This window comes from Pseudomonas sp. P1_A1 (assembly GCF_056406935.1).
The window spans coordinates 67,939-83,752 of sequence record NZ_JBFTZE010000011.1 but is presented as its reverse complement, the minus strand read 5'-3'; the positions used below and the strand labels follow the sequence as shown (position 1 = coordinate 83,752).

General features: G+C 59.0%; 12 protein-coding genes and 5 tRNA genes. 12 read left to right on the top strand and 5 right to left on the bottom strand.

Annotated features, from left to right (window positions below; all coding sequences use genetic code 11):
- The first annotated feature begins 139 nt into the window (after nucleotides 1–139).
- From AC1D2Q_RS17805 to AC1D2Q_RS17790, 4 genes are all read left to right on the top strand, one after another.
- Complete coding sequence (locus AC1D2Q_RS17805) at nucleotides 140–1,711, top strand: sensor domain-containing diguanylate cyclase (protein ID WP_477814016.1); 1,572 nt, start codon at nucleotides 140–142, stop codon at nucleotides 1,709–1,711.
- A 189-nt stretch (nucleotides 1,712–1,900) separates the two neighbouring features.
- Nucleotides 1,901–4,486: a bifunctional diguanylate cyclase/phosphodiesterase gene (locus AC1D2Q_RS17800; RefSeq protein ID WP_477814015.1), complete on the top strand. Its 2,586-nt coding sequence runs from the start codon at nucleotides 1,901–1,903 to the stop codon at nucleotides 4,484–4,486.
- A gap of 84 nt (nucleotides 4,487–4,570) precedes the next feature.
- Nucleotides 4,571–5,365: an exodeoxyribonuclease III gene (xth, locus tag AC1D2Q_RS17795; RefSeq protein ID WP_477814014.1), complete on the top strand. Its 795-nt coding sequence runs from the start codon at nucleotides 4,571–4,573 to the stop codon at nucleotides 5,363–5,365.
- Between the two features lie 113 nt (nucleotides 5,366–5,478).
- Nucleotides 5,479–6,318, top strand: a complete 840-nt coding sequence (locus tag AC1D2Q_RS17790) for an arylamine N-acetyltransferase family protein (RefSeq protein WP_477814013.1) — start codon at nucleotides 5,479–5,481, stop codon at nucleotides 6,316–6,318.
- A 69-nt stretch (nucleotides 6,319–6,387) separates the two neighbouring features.
- Here the strand turns inward: AC1D2Q_RS17790 and AC1D2Q_RS17785 are convergent, their stop codons facing one another.
- Both AC1D2Q_RS17785 and AC1D2Q_RS17780 read right to left on the bottom strand, forming a co-directional pair.
- Nucleotides 6,388–6,732 (bottom strand): BrnA antitoxin family protein, encoded by a 345-nt coding sequence (locus tag AC1D2Q_RS17785; RefSeq protein ID WP_477814012.1) that lies wholly within the window; start codon nucleotides 6,730–6,732, stop codon nucleotides 6,388–6,390.
- A gap of 3 nt (nucleotides 6,733–6,735) precedes the next feature.
- Nucleotides 6,736–7,017, bottom strand: coding sequence for a BrnT family toxin (locus tag AC1D2Q_RS17780; protein WP_477814011.1), 282 nt, complete (start codon nucleotides 7,015–7,017; stop codon nucleotides 6,736–6,738).
- 253 nt (nucleotides 7,018–7,270) lie between these two features.
- Between AC1D2Q_RS17780 and AC1D2Q_RS17775 the strand changes: the two genes are divergently transcribed.
- On the top strand, nucleotides 7,271–8,788 hold the full coding sequence (locus tag AC1D2Q_RS17775; protein ID WP_477814010.1) for a nucleobase:cation symporter-2 family protein: 1,518 nt from the start codon (nucleotides 7,271–7,273) through the stop codon (nucleotides 8,786–8,788).
- Nucleotides 8,789–8,971: 183 nt separating this feature from the next.
- Here AC1D2Q_RS17775 and AC1D2Q_RS17770 read toward each other — a convergent pair.
- Nucleotides 8,972–9,047: transfer RNA gene (locus AC1D2Q_RS17770), tRNA-Asn, on the bottom strand.
- A 227-nt stretch (nucleotides 9,048–9,274) separates the two neighbouring features.
- Between AC1D2Q_RS17770 and AC1D2Q_RS17765 the strand changes: the two genes are divergently transcribed.
- Nucleotides 9,275–9,505 carry a hypothetical protein gene (locus tag AC1D2Q_RS17765; RefSeq protein ID WP_019649343.1) on the top strand — a complete coding sequence of 77 codons (231 nt, stop codon included), beginning with the start codon at nucleotides 9,275–9,277 and terminating at the stop codon, nucleotides 9,503–9,505.
- Here the strand turns inward: AC1D2Q_RS17765 and AC1D2Q_RS17760 are convergent.
- Together AC1D2Q_RS17760 and AC1D2Q_RS17755 are read right to left on the bottom strand one after the other, a co-directional pair.
- A complete protein-coding gene (locus AC1D2Q_RS17760) occupies nucleotides 9,502–9,702 on the bottom strand; it encodes a hypothetical protein (protein ID WP_007935214.1) in 201 nt (66 codons plus the stop codon). The two genes, AC1D2Q_RS17765 and AC1D2Q_RS17760, sit on opposite strands and share 4 nt — an antisense overlap.
- Nucleotides 9,703–9,842: 140 nt before the next feature.
- Nucleotides 9,843–11,039 (bottom strand): amino acid aminotransferase, encoded by a 1,197-nt coding sequence (locus AC1D2Q_RS17755; protein ID WP_086945457.1) that lies wholly within the window; start codon nucleotides 11,037–11,039, stop codon nucleotides 9,843–9,845.
- A 336-nt stretch (nucleotides 11,040–11,375) separates the two neighbouring features.
- Here AC1D2Q_RS17755 and uvrB point away from each other — a divergent pair, with 336 nt between their 5' ends.
- The 6 genes from uvrB to AC1D2Q_RS17725 all read left to right on the top strand — a co-directional run bounded on the left by uvrB (nucleotide 11,376) and on the right by AC1D2Q_RS17725 (nucleotide 15,767).
- Nucleotides 11,376–13,391: an excinuclease ABC subunit UvrB gene (gene uvrB, locus AC1D2Q_RS17750; RefSeq protein WP_019582112.1), complete on the top strand. Its 2,016-nt coding sequence runs from the start codon at nucleotides 11,376–11,378 to the stop codon at nucleotides 13,389–13,391.
- A gap of 189 nt (nucleotides 13,392–13,580) precedes the next feature.
- Nucleotides 13,581–15,062, top strand: a complete 1,482-nt coding sequence (gene gltX, locus AC1D2Q_RS17745) for a glutamate--tRNA ligase (RefSeq protein WP_018928106.1) — start codon at nucleotides 13,581–13,583, stop codon at nucleotides 15,060–15,062.
- Between the two features lie 189 nt (nucleotides 15,063–15,251).
- Nucleotides 15,252–15,327 (top strand) — tRNA-Ala (locus tag AC1D2Q_RS17740).
- A 79-nt stretch (nucleotides 15,328–15,406) separates the two neighbouring features.
- A tRNA-Glu gene (locus AC1D2Q_RS17735) sits at nucleotides 15,407–15,482 on the top strand.
- 53 nt (nucleotides 15,483–15,535) lie between these two features.
- A tRNA-Ala gene (locus AC1D2Q_RS17730) sits at nucleotides 15,536–15,611 on the top strand.
- Nucleotides 15,612–15,691: 80 nt separating this feature from the next.
- Nucleotides 15,692–15,767, top strand: a tRNA-Glu gene (locus AC1D2Q_RS17725).
- Nucleotides 15,768–15,814 lie beyond the last annotated feature (47 nt).

Below are 15,814 nucleotides of genomic sequence, written 5' to 3'. Positions count from 1 at the left end.
TTTGCCTTGCGTCATGGGATTAAAACACAACCATTTATCCCCCAATTCTCCGTTTATCCCGCACAACCCCGTAGACTACGCGCACAAAAAATAAGGGCTTTGGGCCGTTGCCCATGTCTTACCCTTCCAGGACTCACTTTTGCCTATTCCCATTCACGATCCGCAGCACGCGTCCGGCGATGCCTTGAAGCGACTGCCTTTGCTCAAGGCTGCGGTGCTGTTCATTGCAGCGGTATGCCTTTGTCTCTGTGGGCTGCTTTACCTGCAACTGGAGCAGTCGCGTCGGCACGACCTCGCGTTGGCCGAGGTGTCGTCGTCGAACCTGACCCGGGCCATGGCGCAGCAGGCCGAAGACACGTTCATGAAGGCCGATCTGGTGCTGACCAGTCTGGTGGACTGGATTCAGGCTGAAGGTTTCGACGCTGCCCAGACGCCACGCCTGCAGAAAACCTTCGCCCGGCGAGTGCAGGCGCTGCATCAGTTGCACGGGATATTTCTGTTCGACAGGCAGGGGCAATGGGCCGTGACGTCGTTCGAGGATCTACCCCGCGGGGCTGGTGTGGCGGATCGCGAGTATTTCAGGTTTCACCAGCAAAACATCTCGACCCTGGCGCACATCGGCCCGGCAATTCGCAGTCGGGAAAATGGCGAGTGGATCATTCCGGTTTCCAGGCGGATAAACGATCAGAGCGGTCATTTCCAGGGTGTGCTGCTAGCCGGGATCAAGATGTCGTACTTCGATCAGTTCTTCAAAAGCTTCAGCCTCGACGACAACGGCGCGATGTTTTTGGCATTGACCGATGGAACACTGCTGGCGCGGCGGCCGTTTGTGGAATCGCAGATCGGTACGTCATTGGCTAAGGGCGAGATTTTTCAGAAACTCTTGCCCTTAGCCACGTCCGGCAACGCCATGATCGACTCAGTGGTCGATGGCATCCCTCGGCTGTATGGCTACCGTCAGCTCGATGCCTATCCGGTGGTGGTCGCGGCGGCATCCTCCAAAGACGCAGTCCTCAAGGACTGGTACGACACGGCGATTCAATCCGGTGTGATCGTCGCTCTGGTTGTCCTCGGTGTGGGGTTGTTCGGTTGGGTGTTCATTCATCAGGTTCGCGCGGGCGAGCGCATCGAGGCGGATTTGCGCGAGGCGCAGAAAACCCTGGAGCTGATCGCCACCCACGACAGCCTGACCGGGCTGGCCAACCGCCGCTTGTTCGAACGGGCGCTGGAGAAAGAGTTCGGGCGCGGTGCCCGGCGGTCGAGCTCGCTGGGCCTGATCATGCTCGATATCGATTACTTCAAGCGCTACAACGACACTTACGGTCATGTGGCCGGGGACCATTGCCTGGCCGAAGTGGCGCGGGCCCTGAAGAGTTGTTGCCACCGCAAAGCCGATCTGGCGGTGCGCTACGGCGGTGAAGAGTTCGCGGTGTTGCTGCCAGACACCGACATCCATGGCGCGCTGACGATCGCCGAGCAAATCCGCCGCAGTGTCATGGACAAAAATATCACCCATAGCGGTTCGCCCACGGGCTACGTGACGGTCAGTCTTGGCTGTTATTCGTTCGTGCCGACGGCGCACGACAGCACCGAAATGTTGATCAAGCGCGCGGATGCGGCGTTGTACCAGGCCAAGCACTCAGGGCGAAATCGCTCGGCGGTGTTGTCGATGGAAGGGGGCGTCGAGGCGCTGATGCGCTCGGATCGATGACGCTTGCGGCCATCGATGGGCAATAGTTCTTGTGACCGGTTCTTCAAGTGTGGCAATGACTTGCGTTATCCAGGAGCGATGATCAGGTATGCCTGCTATGGTCAGTGCAGAGAGCCTGGCTGTCACACCTGACCGACCGGGCCCACCGGTCTCATTCCGATCGGGCAATCGATTGACAGGATCAAGTGCATGGATTTATCTGCCGTTACCACCGCCGCACCTGCGCGCCATACCCCGATTACCCGCAACCTGATGTTGGTGGTCGGTCTGTTGTTTGTGGTTGGGGTGCTGATTGCGCTGATCGCCCTGTTCAGTATTGCCGGGCGGCTCGATGCCGGGGACCGGGCCAAAACCACGTTTTATACCCAGCGCGCCCTGGAAAACCGTATCACTGCGACGAAAAACTACATTGCCAGTTATGCCAACTGGACGTCGGCCTATGATCACCTGAACGGCGAGGTCGATGTGCAGTGGGCCTACATCGAGCAGAACCTGGGTAAAACCCTGTTCACCATCGATCACTATGATGGCGTTTTTGTGGTCGATCCCCAGCGAACAAAATACGCCGTGGTGAGTGGGCTTGCGGTGCAGGATGAGGCGGCGGCCTATCTGTCGGCCTCGATGGCGACGCTCATTGACGAGGTTCAGGGTCAGGAGAACCTCATCAAACCCGTCAGCCACTACACCTTGTTCGAGGGCAAACCCGCGCTGCTGTCGGCCGCCGCGATTGTGCCCAACGACGAACGCCCGGCGGTCGATCCCAAAAGCACGTCGGTGCTTATATACGTCGACCAACTGAACCCTGAAAAGCTCAGCACCTTGGGCGCCGATTACGGTTTGCACGACTTGAGCCTGAAGCCCGACAACGCGATCGCTACCGGTCAGCCCGCTATTGCCCTCGCTGGCACCGGTTACAGTCTGGTCTCCCGGCTCGATCGACCGGGTCATCAATTGCTCTGGTCGCTGTTGCCACCACTGGGCGGGGCGCTGCTGGTTCTGGCGTTGTTGACCGCTTATTTCTTTCGCTATGTCCTGCGCACGTCGGGGCATGTGGATGCCAGTTACACCAGCCTCGATTTGTCGAACCAGGCGCTGGAGGCCAGTGAAGAGCGTTTTCGTGCGGTGGCCGAGGCCGCGTCCGACTGGATCTGGGAAATCGACGACCAGCATTGCATCACTTATCTGTCGGGACGCTTCAGCACCGTCACCGGGTTCTCCGATCAGCAGTGGCTGGGACAGAACATCGGGCAATTGCTCAATTGTGATACGACGCCGTTGTCGCTGTGGCTGAACAAACTCGATGAAGAGCAAGCCGTCAGCCATTTGCGCTGTTCCTACCGCGATCAATCGGGGCAGCAGCGGGTGTGTCGGGTGTCGGCACGGCCGATCCAGCGCAAGGGCGCGGTGCTGGGCTATCGCGGAACGGCCAGCGACATCACCGACGAAGTCGCCGCCCATGCGCAGATCCAGCATCTGTCGTTGCACGACGCCCTGACCGGCCTGCCCAACCGCAACAAACTGGCGCGCTTTCTCGATGAGGCGCTGGCGCTGAAAGAGCAGTCGACGGCGCTGACGTTGTTGATGATTGACCTGGATAACTTCAAGCCGATCAACGATTCCCTCGGCCACCCGGCCGGCGATGCGGTCTTGCTGGAAATCGCCACCCGTTTGCGCGAGTGCACACGAGACATTGACCTGGTCGCCCGACTGGGGGGCGACGAGTTCGTGCTGGTGCTCCATGGGATGGACAGCCACGCGGAAATCGACCGGTTTTGCGAGCGCTTGCTCGACAACCTGCATCAGCCGATTCACTATGACCATCACTCGCTGCACATCGGCGCGAGCATCGGTATCGCCTTGAGTCGGCGCCAGGGGCATATTCCACAGGAGCTGATTCGGTGTGCCGATATCGCGTTGTATCAGGCCAAATCCGCTGGCAAGAAGACCTGGTGCTATTTTGCCGCGCACATGAACGATCAGATCCAGCATCGCCGGCAACTGGAAAACGACCTGCGTCGGGCGATCAAGAACAACGAATTCGTGATGCATTACCAGCCGCGTTATCACGTCGATGGCAAGCGCATCGTCTCGGTCGAAGCGCTGCTGCGCTGGCAGCATCCAGTGCAAGGCTTGTTGAGCCCCGATGCGTTTATCCCGCTGGCCGAGCAAACCGATCTGATCGTGCCATTGGGCCGCTGGGTGCTGCGCGAGGCGTGCGAGACGGCTCTGACCTGGCCCGGCGCGATGATGGTGTCGGTCAACCTGTCGCCGGTTCAGTTCGCCCGTAGCGATGTGATCGAGGACGTGCGCGAAGCGTTGATCCAGACCCGCTTGCCCGCCAGTCGGCTGGAGCTGGAGATCACTGAAAACGTGATGCTCATCGACGTAGATGGCGCCTTGGCGACCATGAACGCGCTCAAGGAGTTGGGCGTGCGCCTGAACATGGACGACTTTGGCACCGGTTATTCTTCGTTGGGTTACCTGCGCACGTATCCGTTCGACGGGATCAAGATCGACAAACGCTTTATTTCGTCCATGAGCAGCGGCAGCAATGATCGCGCCGTGGTGCAGGCGATCATCAACCTGGGCAAGGCGATGGGCCTGACCGTAACTGCAGAAGGTGTCGAGACGCTGGAGCAACTGGATTTCCTGATCTCGGATCAGTGTCATGAAGTGCAGGGTTTTTACCTCAGTCGTCCGGTGGACAGGTATGCACTGCTGCCGTTGCTCAAGGTCTCGCAGGAAGATTTCCCGCTGCAGAGCGCGCACCTTTAGTCGCCTGTTACATCCGCCGCGGCAACTGCCGGGACGGCCCCCGGTCACAATTGGATACCGCCCATCCGTTGCGAGCATCGGATCATGAACAACCTGAAAATCGCCACCTTCAACGTCAACGGCATGCGTGCGCGCCTGCCCAATCTACTGGCGTGGCTGGCGCGGGAGCAGCCAGACATCGCCTGCCTGCAGGAACTCAAATCGGTGGATGGCGCGTTTCCCGCCGCCGAGCTGGAGGCGGCTGGTTATGGCGCGATCTGGCAGGGCCAGGTGTCGTGGAACGGGGTGGCAATTCTGGCACGCGATGCGCAACCGCTGGAGAGTCGGCGCGGTTTGCCGGGCGATGACAGCGATACCCATAGCCGCTACATCGAAGCGGCCGTGCACGGGGTTCTGGTGGGTTGTCTGTACTTGCCCAACGGCAATCCGCAGCCAGGGCCGAAGTTCGATTACAAACTGGCGTGGTTCGAGCGGCTGATCTCGTACGCCAAGGACCTGCAAGGCAGCGACCATCCGGTGGTGCTGGCCGGCGACTACAACGTGGTGCCCACCGATATGGACATCTACAACCCACGCTCCTGGCTCAAGGACGCGCTGCTGCAACCCGAGAGTCGTGCGTGTTATCAGCGTCTGCTGGATCAGGGCTGGACCGACTCCCTGCGTCATCTGTACCCGGAGGAGCAGATCTACACCTTCTGGGACTACTTCCGCCAGCACTGGCAGAAAAACTCGGGACTGCGCATCGATCATCTACTGCTCAATCAGGCAGCGAGTCCTTATCTGCAAGAGGCCGGCGTCGACGCCTGGGTCCGCAACGAACCTCATGCCAGCGATCACGCGCCGACGTGGATTCGATTGGGTTCACGCAAACGGCGATAGTTTTGGCGCGTGCGGCGATTGGCGAAATCAATTATCGGTCCGAGCGCTTTTTCCCTTATACATGGCGGCCATCGGCGGAGCGATCCGCGGGCTCCATGCATAAGGATTGAGCGATGAGCGAACCACGACTGACAAATCTTGCGCTATACCTGCAACGCCTGGGTTTCGAAGCGCCCCCGGCGCCGACCCTGGAAACCCTGCGTCAACTGCAGTTGCGCCACACCGGTGCTTTTCCGTTCGAAAATCTCACCACGCTGTTAGGGCAACCGGTACTCATCGACCTGCCGTCCATCGAGCAGAAAGTCCTGCACGACGGCCGTGGCGGTTACTGCTACGAACTCAACAACCTGTTCCTGGCCTTGCTGCAGACGCTGGGTTTCGAGGCGCGCGGCATCACCGGGCGCGTGGTCATGAACCAGCCCGAAGGCGCGTGGACCGCACGCACTCACCGCTTGAGCCTGGTGACCCTCGACGGCGTGCGCTACATCACCGACGTCGGCTTTGGCGGCCTGGTGCCTACCGCGCCATTGATCCTCGACACCGATGTTGAGCAACTCACCCCTCATGAATCCTATCGCATCGAACAGCATGTGGACGGCTACACCTTGCGTGCCAACGTCGGCGGTGAATGGCGCGCGATGTACATCTTCGACCTGCAACGTCAGGGAGACATCGATTACACCCTCGGTAACTGGTACGTCTCGACTCATCCCGAATCGTCCTTCGTCAAACAATTGATGGTGGCGAGGACGGGGGAGGGATGGCGACGCACGCTGAACAACGGCAGTTTTGCCATCCACCACATGGGCAGCGACAGCGAGCGGCGGCAGGTGACGGATGTGGATGAGTTGATCGGGTTGCTGGAACGTGAATTCGACATTCGAGTGCCGGCGAAGGGGGCGTTGAAACCGGTGCTGGAGCGGTTGATCGAGCCGGTGCCGCAGGCAAACTGAGCACCACGCGAAGGGGCGGATCTGATCAATTCGCCCCTTTTTCATTGGGCCGACTCAAGCGGTTTGTGTCTAGGAACGAACTTCGAGCTCCATCACGTGATGGATTTCGTTGAGGGCCTCTGACAATTTTTTCTCCAGGCTTTTCAGCTCCGAGGCGGTTATGCCTTTTTTGAAATGCCCGACGTTTGCATCCGCGGTGTTCTCATCGGGCTTCGCCGCTTTGCCTTTATCGCTGAGCAACACCTGGCGCAAAGTATTGTTGATCACTGTCTGGTAGCCATACCCCTCGTTTTCTGCCAGAGCGCGTGCAGCCTCTATGACGACATCGTCGAGCATGATGGTGATTCGGGTCTTGCCTTTGCTGGAGGCAATCGCTCCGCGCTTGGCATTGCTGAAGTCGTATTCGTCTTTCATCGTTCAAGCCTCCAAATAGTGGCGACGCTCGCCTTTGGTGGCGATGCGCGCGGAAATGATTCGCACGAAATTCGGGTCGCGATAGGTGTACGCAACGACCAGCAAGCGACCTTTGGCATCCAGCCCCATGATGATCCACCGCTGCTCATCATGATGGTCGTCCTGAAAAGTCAGGGCTCGTTCGTCATAAAACACCGGTTCTGTCTCTGCGAGGCTGATGCCTTGATGTTTTAGTTTGTTGGCCGCGTTCTTTGCCTTGTGATACTGAATTTCGAATGACTTCATTATGCATACTTTATATGTATAAGCGAGAGGCGTCCGTGCCGGCGGTCGCTTGGAAAGCAAAAGATTAGCGGTGGGGAGGGAACGGGGCGCAAGGATGTATTTCAAGAGGTTTTGGGGTGGAGGTGTTATGGCCAAGGGGCGGCGTGGACAAGTGTCCATAATCTGACTGGCTAGTTGTATACAACTATATGGACATTTGTCCTTGGTATTGAATACAGTGTGCGCATAACAAAAACCAGGGAACCCCCCAACCATGAAAACGCCCCATGTTTCACACCAACGGCCCGAGGACGAAAACCTTGGGATCGGCGCGAATATGGCTTATGGCCTGCAACACGTTCTGACCATGTACGGCGGTATTGTCGCGGTGCCTTTGATCATCGGCCAGGCGGCCGGGCTCTCGCCGGCGGACATCGGTTTGTTGATTGCTGCTTCATTGTTTGCAGGGGGGCTGGCGACATTGCTGCAAACCCTGGGTTTGCCGTTTTTCGGTTGTCAGTTGCCGCTGGTGCAGGGCGTGTCGTTCTCCGGCGTTGCGACCATGGTCGCGATTGTCAGCAGTGGCGGGGAGGGTGGCTTTCAGTCGATTCTCGGGGCGGTGATTGCCGCGTCGCTGATTGGCTTGCTGATCACGCCGGTGTTCTCAAGGATTACCAAGTTCTTTCCGCCGCTGGTGACGGGTATTGTGATCACCACCATCGGCCTGACGCTGATGCCGGTGGCCGCGCGCTGGGCCATGGGTGGTAACAGCCATGCGCCGGATTTCGGCAGCATGGCGAACATCGGTCTGGCGGCGGTGACGCTGGTGCTGGTGCTGCTTCTGAGCAAGATCGGCAGCGCGACCATCTCCCGTTTGTCGATCCTCCTGGCGATGGTTATCGGCACGGTCATCGCTGTGTTCCTCGGCATGGCGGATTTCTCGTCCGTTACCCAAGGGCCGATGTTCGGCTTTCCGGCGCCGTTCCATTTCGGCATGCCGACCTTCCACTTCGCCGCGATTCTGTCGATGTGCATCGTGGTCATGGTGACCCTGGTGGAAACCTCGGCCGATATCCTCGCCGTCGGTGAAATCATCGGCACCAAGGTCGACTCCAAACGCCTGGGCAACGGTTTGCGCGCCGACATGCTGTCGAGCATGATCGCGCCAATCTTCGGCTCCTTCACTCAGAGCGCCTTCGCCCAGAACGTCGGGCTGGTGGCGGTGACCGGGATCAAGAGCCGCTTCGTGGTGGCCACGGGTGGTGTGTTTCTGGTGGTGCTCGGATTGCTGCCGTTCATGGGCCGGGTCATCGCCGCCGTGCCGACCTCGGTGCTCGGCGGCGCCGGCATCGTGTTGTTCGGTACTGTCGCCGCCAGCGGCATTCGGACACTGTCCAAGGTCGACTACCGCAACAACGTCAACCTGATCATCGTCGCCACTTCCATCGGTTTCGGCATGATTCCCATCGCCGCCCCGAACTTCTACGACCACTTTCCAAGCTGGTTCTCGACGATCTTCCACTCGGGCATCAGCTCCTCGGCGATCATGGCCATCGTGCTGAACCTGACCTTCAACCACCTCACGGCCGGCAACTCGGACCAGCAATCGGTGTTTGCCGCCGGTACCGAGCGGGTCTTGCGTTATCAAGACCTGGCGGCGTTGCGGGAAGGGGATTACTTCAGTGAGGGTAAACTGCGCGACTGCGACGGGAATGAGATTCCGGTGGTGGAGATGGACCATGGGCACGCCGAGTTGCGAGCGGTGCATGCGAAAAGCGGTGAGCATGTCTAAAGACTGGTAGATCAAAAGATCGCAGCCTGCGGCAGCTCCTACATTGGAATTGCGAACGCCCGTGAATCATCGGGCGAACACCAATTCTGTAGGAGCTGCCGCAGGCTGCGATCTTTTGACTTTATGGCAAGCACAAAAAAGCCCCTGAACCTTTCGATTCAGGGGCTTTTCGATTTTGCTGTCTGGCTCCACGACCTGGACTCGAACCAGGGACCCAGTGATTAACAGTCACTTGCTCTACCAACTGAGCTATCGCGGAATGGCGTGTATGTTACTGATTCAAAAAGAGAAGTCAAGCCTCTGTTGGCAATTTGATGTTTTCATCGGATCAGAGGGAGGTTTATCGGCCATCGGCGGTTACCAGAAGCGCGGGAGAGGTCTACCATGGCTGCCCGGAAGTGGTGACACGCGCTGCCGGCCCTCAGCCGAAAAGGTATGCGCCATGAATCACCCAGCCTTCACACCCCGAAACAGTGGGGTGTTCCCATGAGCATCGCTCAGATCAGCCTGCCCAAAGGTGTCGGCCCGCACGCCGAGAAACTGTTCGACGCAATCACTCAGGCCAGCACCGCTGACGAGCTGAACCGCGCAGGCGGCAAGGCCGAAGGTTTTGTCCTGGGTCTGGAAAGCACCAAGGCGATCAAAAGCCAGGTGGCCGAGTCGCTTTATGTCGCCTATGACGATGCGGCCAGCCAGCGTGCGAGCGAATTGGCCTAACCGCCAAAAGTGATGGTGCCGAGCATCAGCTTGGCATACAGCATCGTGGCGGCCAGTTGCACCAGCCACAAGGCCAGGCCGCCAAGGAACACGCCCGCGGCCACTTGCAGTACCAGGTTATTACCGCGTTTGGCCGAGGAGCGGGGCACGAAGTGGTCCAGCTCGTCGCGGTCGGCGCGTAGGTCGTCGTTTTTCATGTGGGGTTCTCGCAAGAATTCTCGGGTGTACATAAAGCCTGTGGGAGTTTAAAGGGCGCAGCGGCTGCTTTGAGATTTATCTGAGGCCAATAAAAAACGGGAAGCCATTTTGGCTTCCCGTTTTCACGTCACGCGACGACTCAGATCACCTGAACGATGGCCTTGGTCACGGCGTCGATGTTGCTCTGGTTCAGCGCGGCAACGCAGATGCGGCCGGTGTCCAGGGCGTAGATGCCGAACTCGTTGCGCAGACGGGTCACTTGCTCAACCGTCAGGCCGGAGTAGGAGAACATGCCGCGTTGGCGACCGACGAAGCTGAAATCGCGCTGTGGAGCGTTTTTCGCCAGCAGGTCGACCATCTGGGTGCGCATGCCGCGAATCCGCAGGCGCATTTCTGCCAGTTCTTCTTCCCACTGGGCACGCAATACCGGGCTGTTCAGCACAGCGGCGACGATGCTTGCACCGTGGGTCGGCGGGTTGGAGTAGTTGGTGCGGATCACGCGTTTGACTTGCGACAGCACGCGCGCGCTTTCTTCTTTCGATTCGCTGACGATCGACAGGGCGCCAACGCGTTCGCCGTACAACGAGAAGGATTTGGAGAACGAACTGGAAACGAAGAAGGTCAGGTTCGATTCGGCGAACAGGCGCACAGCGGCAGCGTCTTCATCGATACCGTCGCCAAAGCCCTGGTAGGCCATGTCGAGGAATGGAACGTGACCTTTGGCTTTCACCACGTCCAGCACGTTTTTCCAGTCCGCCGGGCTCAGGTCGACGCCGGTCGGGTTGTGGCAGCAAGCGTGCAGCACAACGATGGAGCCGGACGGCAGGGCGTTCAGGTCTTCCAGCAGGCCGGCGCGGTTAACGTCGTGGGTGGCGGCGTCATAGTAGCGATAGTTCTGTACTGGGAAACCGGCGGTTTCGAACAGTGCGCGATGGTTTTCCCAGCTCGGGTCGCTGATCGCCACGACGGCATTCGGCAGCAGTTGCTTGAGGAAATCGGCACCGATTTTCAGTGCGCCAGTACCGCCGACGGCCTGGGTGGTGATGACCCGGCCAGCAGCGATCAGCGGCGAATCATTGCCGAACAGCAGTTTCTGCACGGCCTGGTCGTAAGCGGCGATGCCGTCGATCGGCAAGTAACCACGGGAAACGTGTTGAGCGGCGCGAATCGTCTCGGCTTCGACAACGGCGCGCAGGAGAGGGATTCGCCCTTGCTCGTCGCAGTAAACACCGACCCCCAGGTTGACCTTGGTGGTACGGGTATCGGCATTGAATGCTTCGTTGAGGCCCAGGATTGGATCGCGTGGTGCCATTTCGACAGCGGAGAACAGGCTCATTATTGCGGCGGCTCTGAATGGAGTGTGGAGGGACGTGTCGCGCTCCAGCCGAATGCACTAGAGCGGTGCACAAACGGGGAGCTAGTATAGAGGCCATCAGCGATTGATGGCGACAGGCGATTCGCCTTTTACGGTAAGTTTTTCCAATTATTTTTCGATCGTTGGTCGAGTGGCATCGTCAAAGGTTTTACCCGATGTAGGACGTTTGCCTTGAAAGGGATGGCAATCGGCTCCACATTGAGCACAATCCAGTTTTTTCCTCGGGCGACATCGGTCGTTTGCGGTCTTTCTCGTTCCTGTCCGGCTTAACCGGGCAAGAGTGAACCAGAGGTATGTATGTCTGAATTCCAGCTAGTCACCCGCTTCGAGCCCGCCGGCGATCAGCCGGAAGCCATCCGTCTGATGGTCGAGGGCATCGAGGCCGGGCTGGCGCACCAGACGCTGCTCGGTGTGACCGGCTCGGGCAAGACCTTCAGCATCGCCAACGTGATCGCCCAAGTACAGCGCCCGACGCTGGTGCTGGCGCCGAACAAGACCCTGGCTGCGCAGTTGTATGGCGAGTTCAAGGCGTTCTTCCCGAACAACGCCGTTGAATACTTCGTGTCCTATTACGACTACTACCAGCCCGAAGCCTATGTGCCGTCGTCCGACACCTTCATTGAGAAGGACGCCTCGATCAACGACCACATCGAGCAGATGCGCCTGTCCGCGACCAAAGCGCTGCTGGAGCGAAAAGACGCGATCATCGTCACCACGGTGTCGTGCATCTACGGTCTGGGCAGCCCGGAAACCTATTTGAAGATGGTGTTGCACGTGGATCGCGGCGACAAGCTCGACCAGCGTGCGCTGCTGCGTCGCTTGGCCGACCTGCAATACACCCGCAACGACGTGGACTTCGCCCGGGCGACTTTCCGGGTGCGTGGCGATGTGATTGATATCCACCCGGCGGAATCCGATTTTGAGGCGATCCGCATCGAGCTGTTCGATGACGAGGTGGAGAGTCTGTCTGCTTTTGATCCGTTGACGGGCGAAGTCATCCGCAAGCTGCCGCGCTTCACCTTCTATCCGAAGAGCCACTACGTGACGCCTCGGGAAACCCTGCTCGACGCCGTCGAGGGGATCAAGGTCGAGTTGCAGGAGCGCCTGGAATACCTGCGTTCCAACAACAAACTGGTAGAAGCCCAGCGGCTGGAGCAGCGCACTCGTTTCGACCTGGAGATGATTCTGGAGCTGGGTTACTGCAACGGCATCGAAAACTACTCGCGCTACCTGTCGGGCCGTGCATCCGGCGAGGCGCCGCCCACCTTGTTTGACTACCTGCCGGCCGACGCCTTGCTGGTGATCGACGAATCCCACGTCAGCGTGCCGCAGGTCGGTGCCATGTATAAGGGCGACCGGTCCCGTAAGGAAACGCTGGTGGAATATGGCTTCCGCCTGCCATCGGCGCTGGATAACCGGCCAATGCGTTTCGACGAGTTCGAAGGCATTAGCCCGCAGACAATATTTGTCTCGGCCACGCCGGGCAATTACGAGGCTGAACACGCAGGGCGCGTGGTCGAGCAAGTGGTGCGCCCGACTGGCCTGGTGGACCCGCAGATCGAAATCCGTCCGGCGCTGACTCAAGTCGACGACTTGCTTTCGGAAATCACCAAGCGTGTGGCGCTGGAAGAGCGGGTGCTGGTGACCACGCTGACCAAGCGCATGTCCGAGGATTTGACCGATTACCTGGCCGATCACGGCGTGCGCGTGCGTTATCTGCACTCGGACATCGACACCGTGGAGCGGGTCGAGATCATCCGTGACTTGCGCCTCGGCACCTTCGATGTGCTGGTGGGGATCAACCTGCTGCGTGAAGGCCTGGACATGCCGGAAGTCTCGCTGGTGGCGATTCTCGATGCCGACAAGGAAGGCTTCCTGCGCTCCGAGCGCTCGCTGATTCAGACTATTGGCCGGGCGGCACGCAACCTTAATGGCCGGGCGATTCTGTATGCGGATCGGATTACTGGTTCCATGGAGCGGGCAATCGGCGAAACCGAGCGTCGTCGCGACAAGCAGATCGCCTTCAACCTGGCCAACGGCATTACGCCCAAAGGGGTGTTCAAGGACGTTGCCGACATTATGGAAGGCGCGACTGTGCCGGGTTCGCGCAGCAAGAAGCGCAAAGGCATGGCCAAGGCTGCTGAGGAAAGCGCCAAATACGAAGCCGAACTGCGCTCGCCGAGCGAGATCACCAAGCGCATTCGTCAGCTGGAAGAGAAGATGTACCAGCTCGCCCGCGACCTGGAGTTCGAAGCCGCGGCACAGCTGCGCGACGAAATCGGCAAGCTGCGGGAGCGGTTGATCGCGGTTTGACGCTCCCTCTGTAGAAGCTGCCGAAGGCTGCGATCTTTTGATCTTGTTTTTACAGGCAAAGTCAAAAGATCGCAGCCTTGGCAGCTCCTGCAGCGCTTAAATCCCGCACTCACTGGAGCCGGGCGGCTATCGCCTGTTACCATTCGCCCCTTGTTTGATCTTCGCTTTTCATTCTTTTTGAGACATGCCATGACCACCGTCCGCACTCGCATCGCGCCATCGCCTACCGGGGACCCCCACGTAGGTACCGCTTACATCGCTTTGTTCAACTACTGCTTTGCCAAGCAGCATGGCGGTGAGTTCATCCTGCGGATCGAAGACACCGACCAACTGCGTTCGACCCGCGAGTCCGAACAGCAGATTTTCGACGCCCTGCGCTGGCTGGGTATCGACTGGAGCGAAGGCCCGGACGTCGGCGGCCCGCACGGTCCTTACCGTCAGAGTGAGCGCGGCGATATCTACCAGAAGTACTGCCAGCAATTGGTCGACATGGGCCATGCCTTCCCATGCTTCTGCACTGCCGAAGAACTGGACCAGATGCGCGCCGAGCAAATGGCCCGCGGTGAGACCCCGCGTTACGACGGCCGTGCGCTGTTGCTGTCCAAGGAAGAAGTCGCGCGCCGCCTGGCCGCCGGCGAACCCCACGTGATCCGCATGAAAGTGCCGACCGAAGGCGTGTGCGTGGTGCCGGACATGCTGCGTGGTGACGTCGAGATCCCGTGGGATCGCATGGACATGCAAGTGCTCATGAAGACCGACGGCCTGCCGACGTACTTCCTGGCCAACGTGGTCGACGACCACCTGATGGGCATCACCCACGTGCTGCGCGGTGAAGAATGGCTGCCTTCGGCACCGAAACTGATCCTGCTGTACGAGTACTTCGGCTGGGAGCAGCCGCAGCTGTGCTACATGCCGCTGCTGCGTAACCCGGACAAGAGCAAGCTGTCCAAGCGCAAGAACCCGACCTCGGTGACGTTCTACGAGCGCATGGGCTTCATGCCGGAAGCGATGCTCAACTACCTGGGCCGCATGGGCTGGTCGATGCCAGACGAGCGCGAGAAGTTCTCCCTGCAGGAAATGGTCGACAACTTCGACCTGAGCCGCGTCTCGCTTGGCGGGCCGATTTTCGACATCGAGAAGCTGTCGTGGCTCAACGGCCAGTGGCTGCGTGACCTGCCGGTGGAAGAGTTCGCCGCTCGCGTGCAGAAGTGGGCGCTGAACCCTGAATACATGATGAAGATCGCGCCGCACGTGCAGGGCCGAGTTGAAACCTTCAGCCAGGTCGCACCGCTGGCCGGCTTCTTCTTCGCTGGTGGCGTCAATCCAGACGCTAAACTGTTCGAATCCAAGAAGCTCTCGGGCGATCAGGTTCGTCAGTTGATGCAATTGATCCTGTGGAAGCTGGAAAGCCTGCGTCAGTGGGAGAAGGACAGCATCACCGCGACGATTCAGGCGGTGGTTGAATCCCTGGAGCTGAAGCTGCGTGACGCCATGCCGCTGATGTTTGCCGCGATCACCGGGCAGGCCAGTTCGGTATCGGTACTCGATGCGATGGAAATCCTCGGTCCGGACCTGACCCGTTTCCGTCTGCGCCAGGCCATTGACCTGCTGGGCGGCGTGTCGAAGAAAGAAAACAAAGAGTGGGAAAAGCTTCTGGGCGCGATTGCCTGACGGCGTTTGACTCTGTAGGAACTGCCGGAGGCCGCGATCTTTTGATCCTGATCTTCGGCGCTTCCCCCGAATTTACGGGGGGAGGGCGGTAAGTGATTGTTATGTCGGCAAAAAATTTTAAATTTTTTGAAAAATAAGTTTGACAGCTTTCCGATGCGCCATTAAGATTCGCCCCGTCCTCAGCGATGAGGGGCTATAGCTCAGCTGGGAGAGCGCTTGCATGGCATGCAAGAGGTCGACGGTTCGATCCCGTCTAGCTCCACCAATTTACACTTCAAGGTCTGGCCACACCGGCCTTGAAGCGATCAACACTCAGCGTTGATCAGTTGTATAGAAGGGTTTGCGTCCCCTTCGTCTAGTGGCCTAGGACACCGCCCTTTCACGGCGGTAACAGGGGTTCGAGTCCCCTAGGGGACGCCAGTTTTACAGAAGCGATGTTGCAAGATATCGCTCCGCCGCGAGGCGAAAAATCCGGGGCTATAGCTCAGCTGGGAGAGCGCTTGCATGGCATGCAAGAGGTCGACGGTTCGATCCCGTCTAGCTCCACCAATTTTACAGTTCAAGGTCTGGCCACACCGGCCTTGAATCGATCAGCTCTCAGCACTGATCAGTTGTATAGAAGGGTTTGTGTCCCCTTCGTCTAGTGGCCTAGGACACCGCCCTTTCACGGCGGTAACAGGGGTTCGAGTCCCCTAGGGGACGCCACGATTACCCGCTCTGCGGGATTTTTAAGGGTCATTCAATTATTGAAT

Excerpts from the sequence above, each read along its gene's own strand:
- gltX (WP_018928106.1), top strand. The coding sequence starts at position 13,581 with ATGACCACCGTCCGCACTCGCATCGCGCCATCGCCTACCGGGGACCCC.
- AC1D2Q_RS17755 (WP_086945457.1), bottom strand. The coding sequence starts at position 11,039 with ATGAGCCTGTTCTCCGCTGTCGAAATGGCACCACGCGATCCAATCCTG.
- AC1D2Q_RS17765 (WP_019649343.1), top strand. The coding sequence starts at position 9,275 with ATGAGCATCGCTCAGATCAGCCTGCCCAAAGGTGTCGGCCCGCACGCC.
- AC1D2Q_RS17780 (WP_477814011.1), bottom strand. The coding sequence starts at position 7,017 with ATGAAGTCATTCGAAATTCAGTATCACAAGGCAAAGAACGCGGCCAAC.
- AC1D2Q_RS17760 (WP_007935214.1), bottom strand. The coding sequence starts at position 9,702 with ATGAAAAACGACGACCTACGCGCCGACCGCGACGAGCTGGACCACTTC.
- AC1D2Q_RS17775 (WP_477814010.1), top strand. The coding sequence starts at position 7,271 with ATGAAAACGCCCCATGTTTCACACCAACGGCCCGAGGACGAAAACCTT.
- AC1D2Q_RS17800 (WP_477814015.1), top strand. The coding sequence starts at position 1,901 with ATGGATTTATCTGCCGTTACCACCGCCGCACCTGCGCGCCATACCCCG.
- xth (WP_477814014.1), top strand. The coding sequence starts at position 4,571 with ATGAACAACCTGAAAATCGCCACCTTCAACGTCAACGGCATGCGTGCG.
- AC1D2Q_RS17790 (WP_477814013.1), top strand. The coding sequence starts at position 5,479 with ATGAGCGAACCACGACTGACAAATCTTGCGCTATACCTGCAACGCCTG.
- AC1D2Q_RS17785 (WP_477814012.1), bottom strand. The coding sequence starts at position 6,732 with ATGAAAGACGAATACGACTTCAGCAATGCCAAGCGCGGAGCGATTGCC.
- uvrB (WP_019582112.1), top strand. The coding sequence starts at position 11,376 with ATGTCTGAATTCCAGCTAGTCACCCGCTTCGAGCCCGCCGGCGATCAG.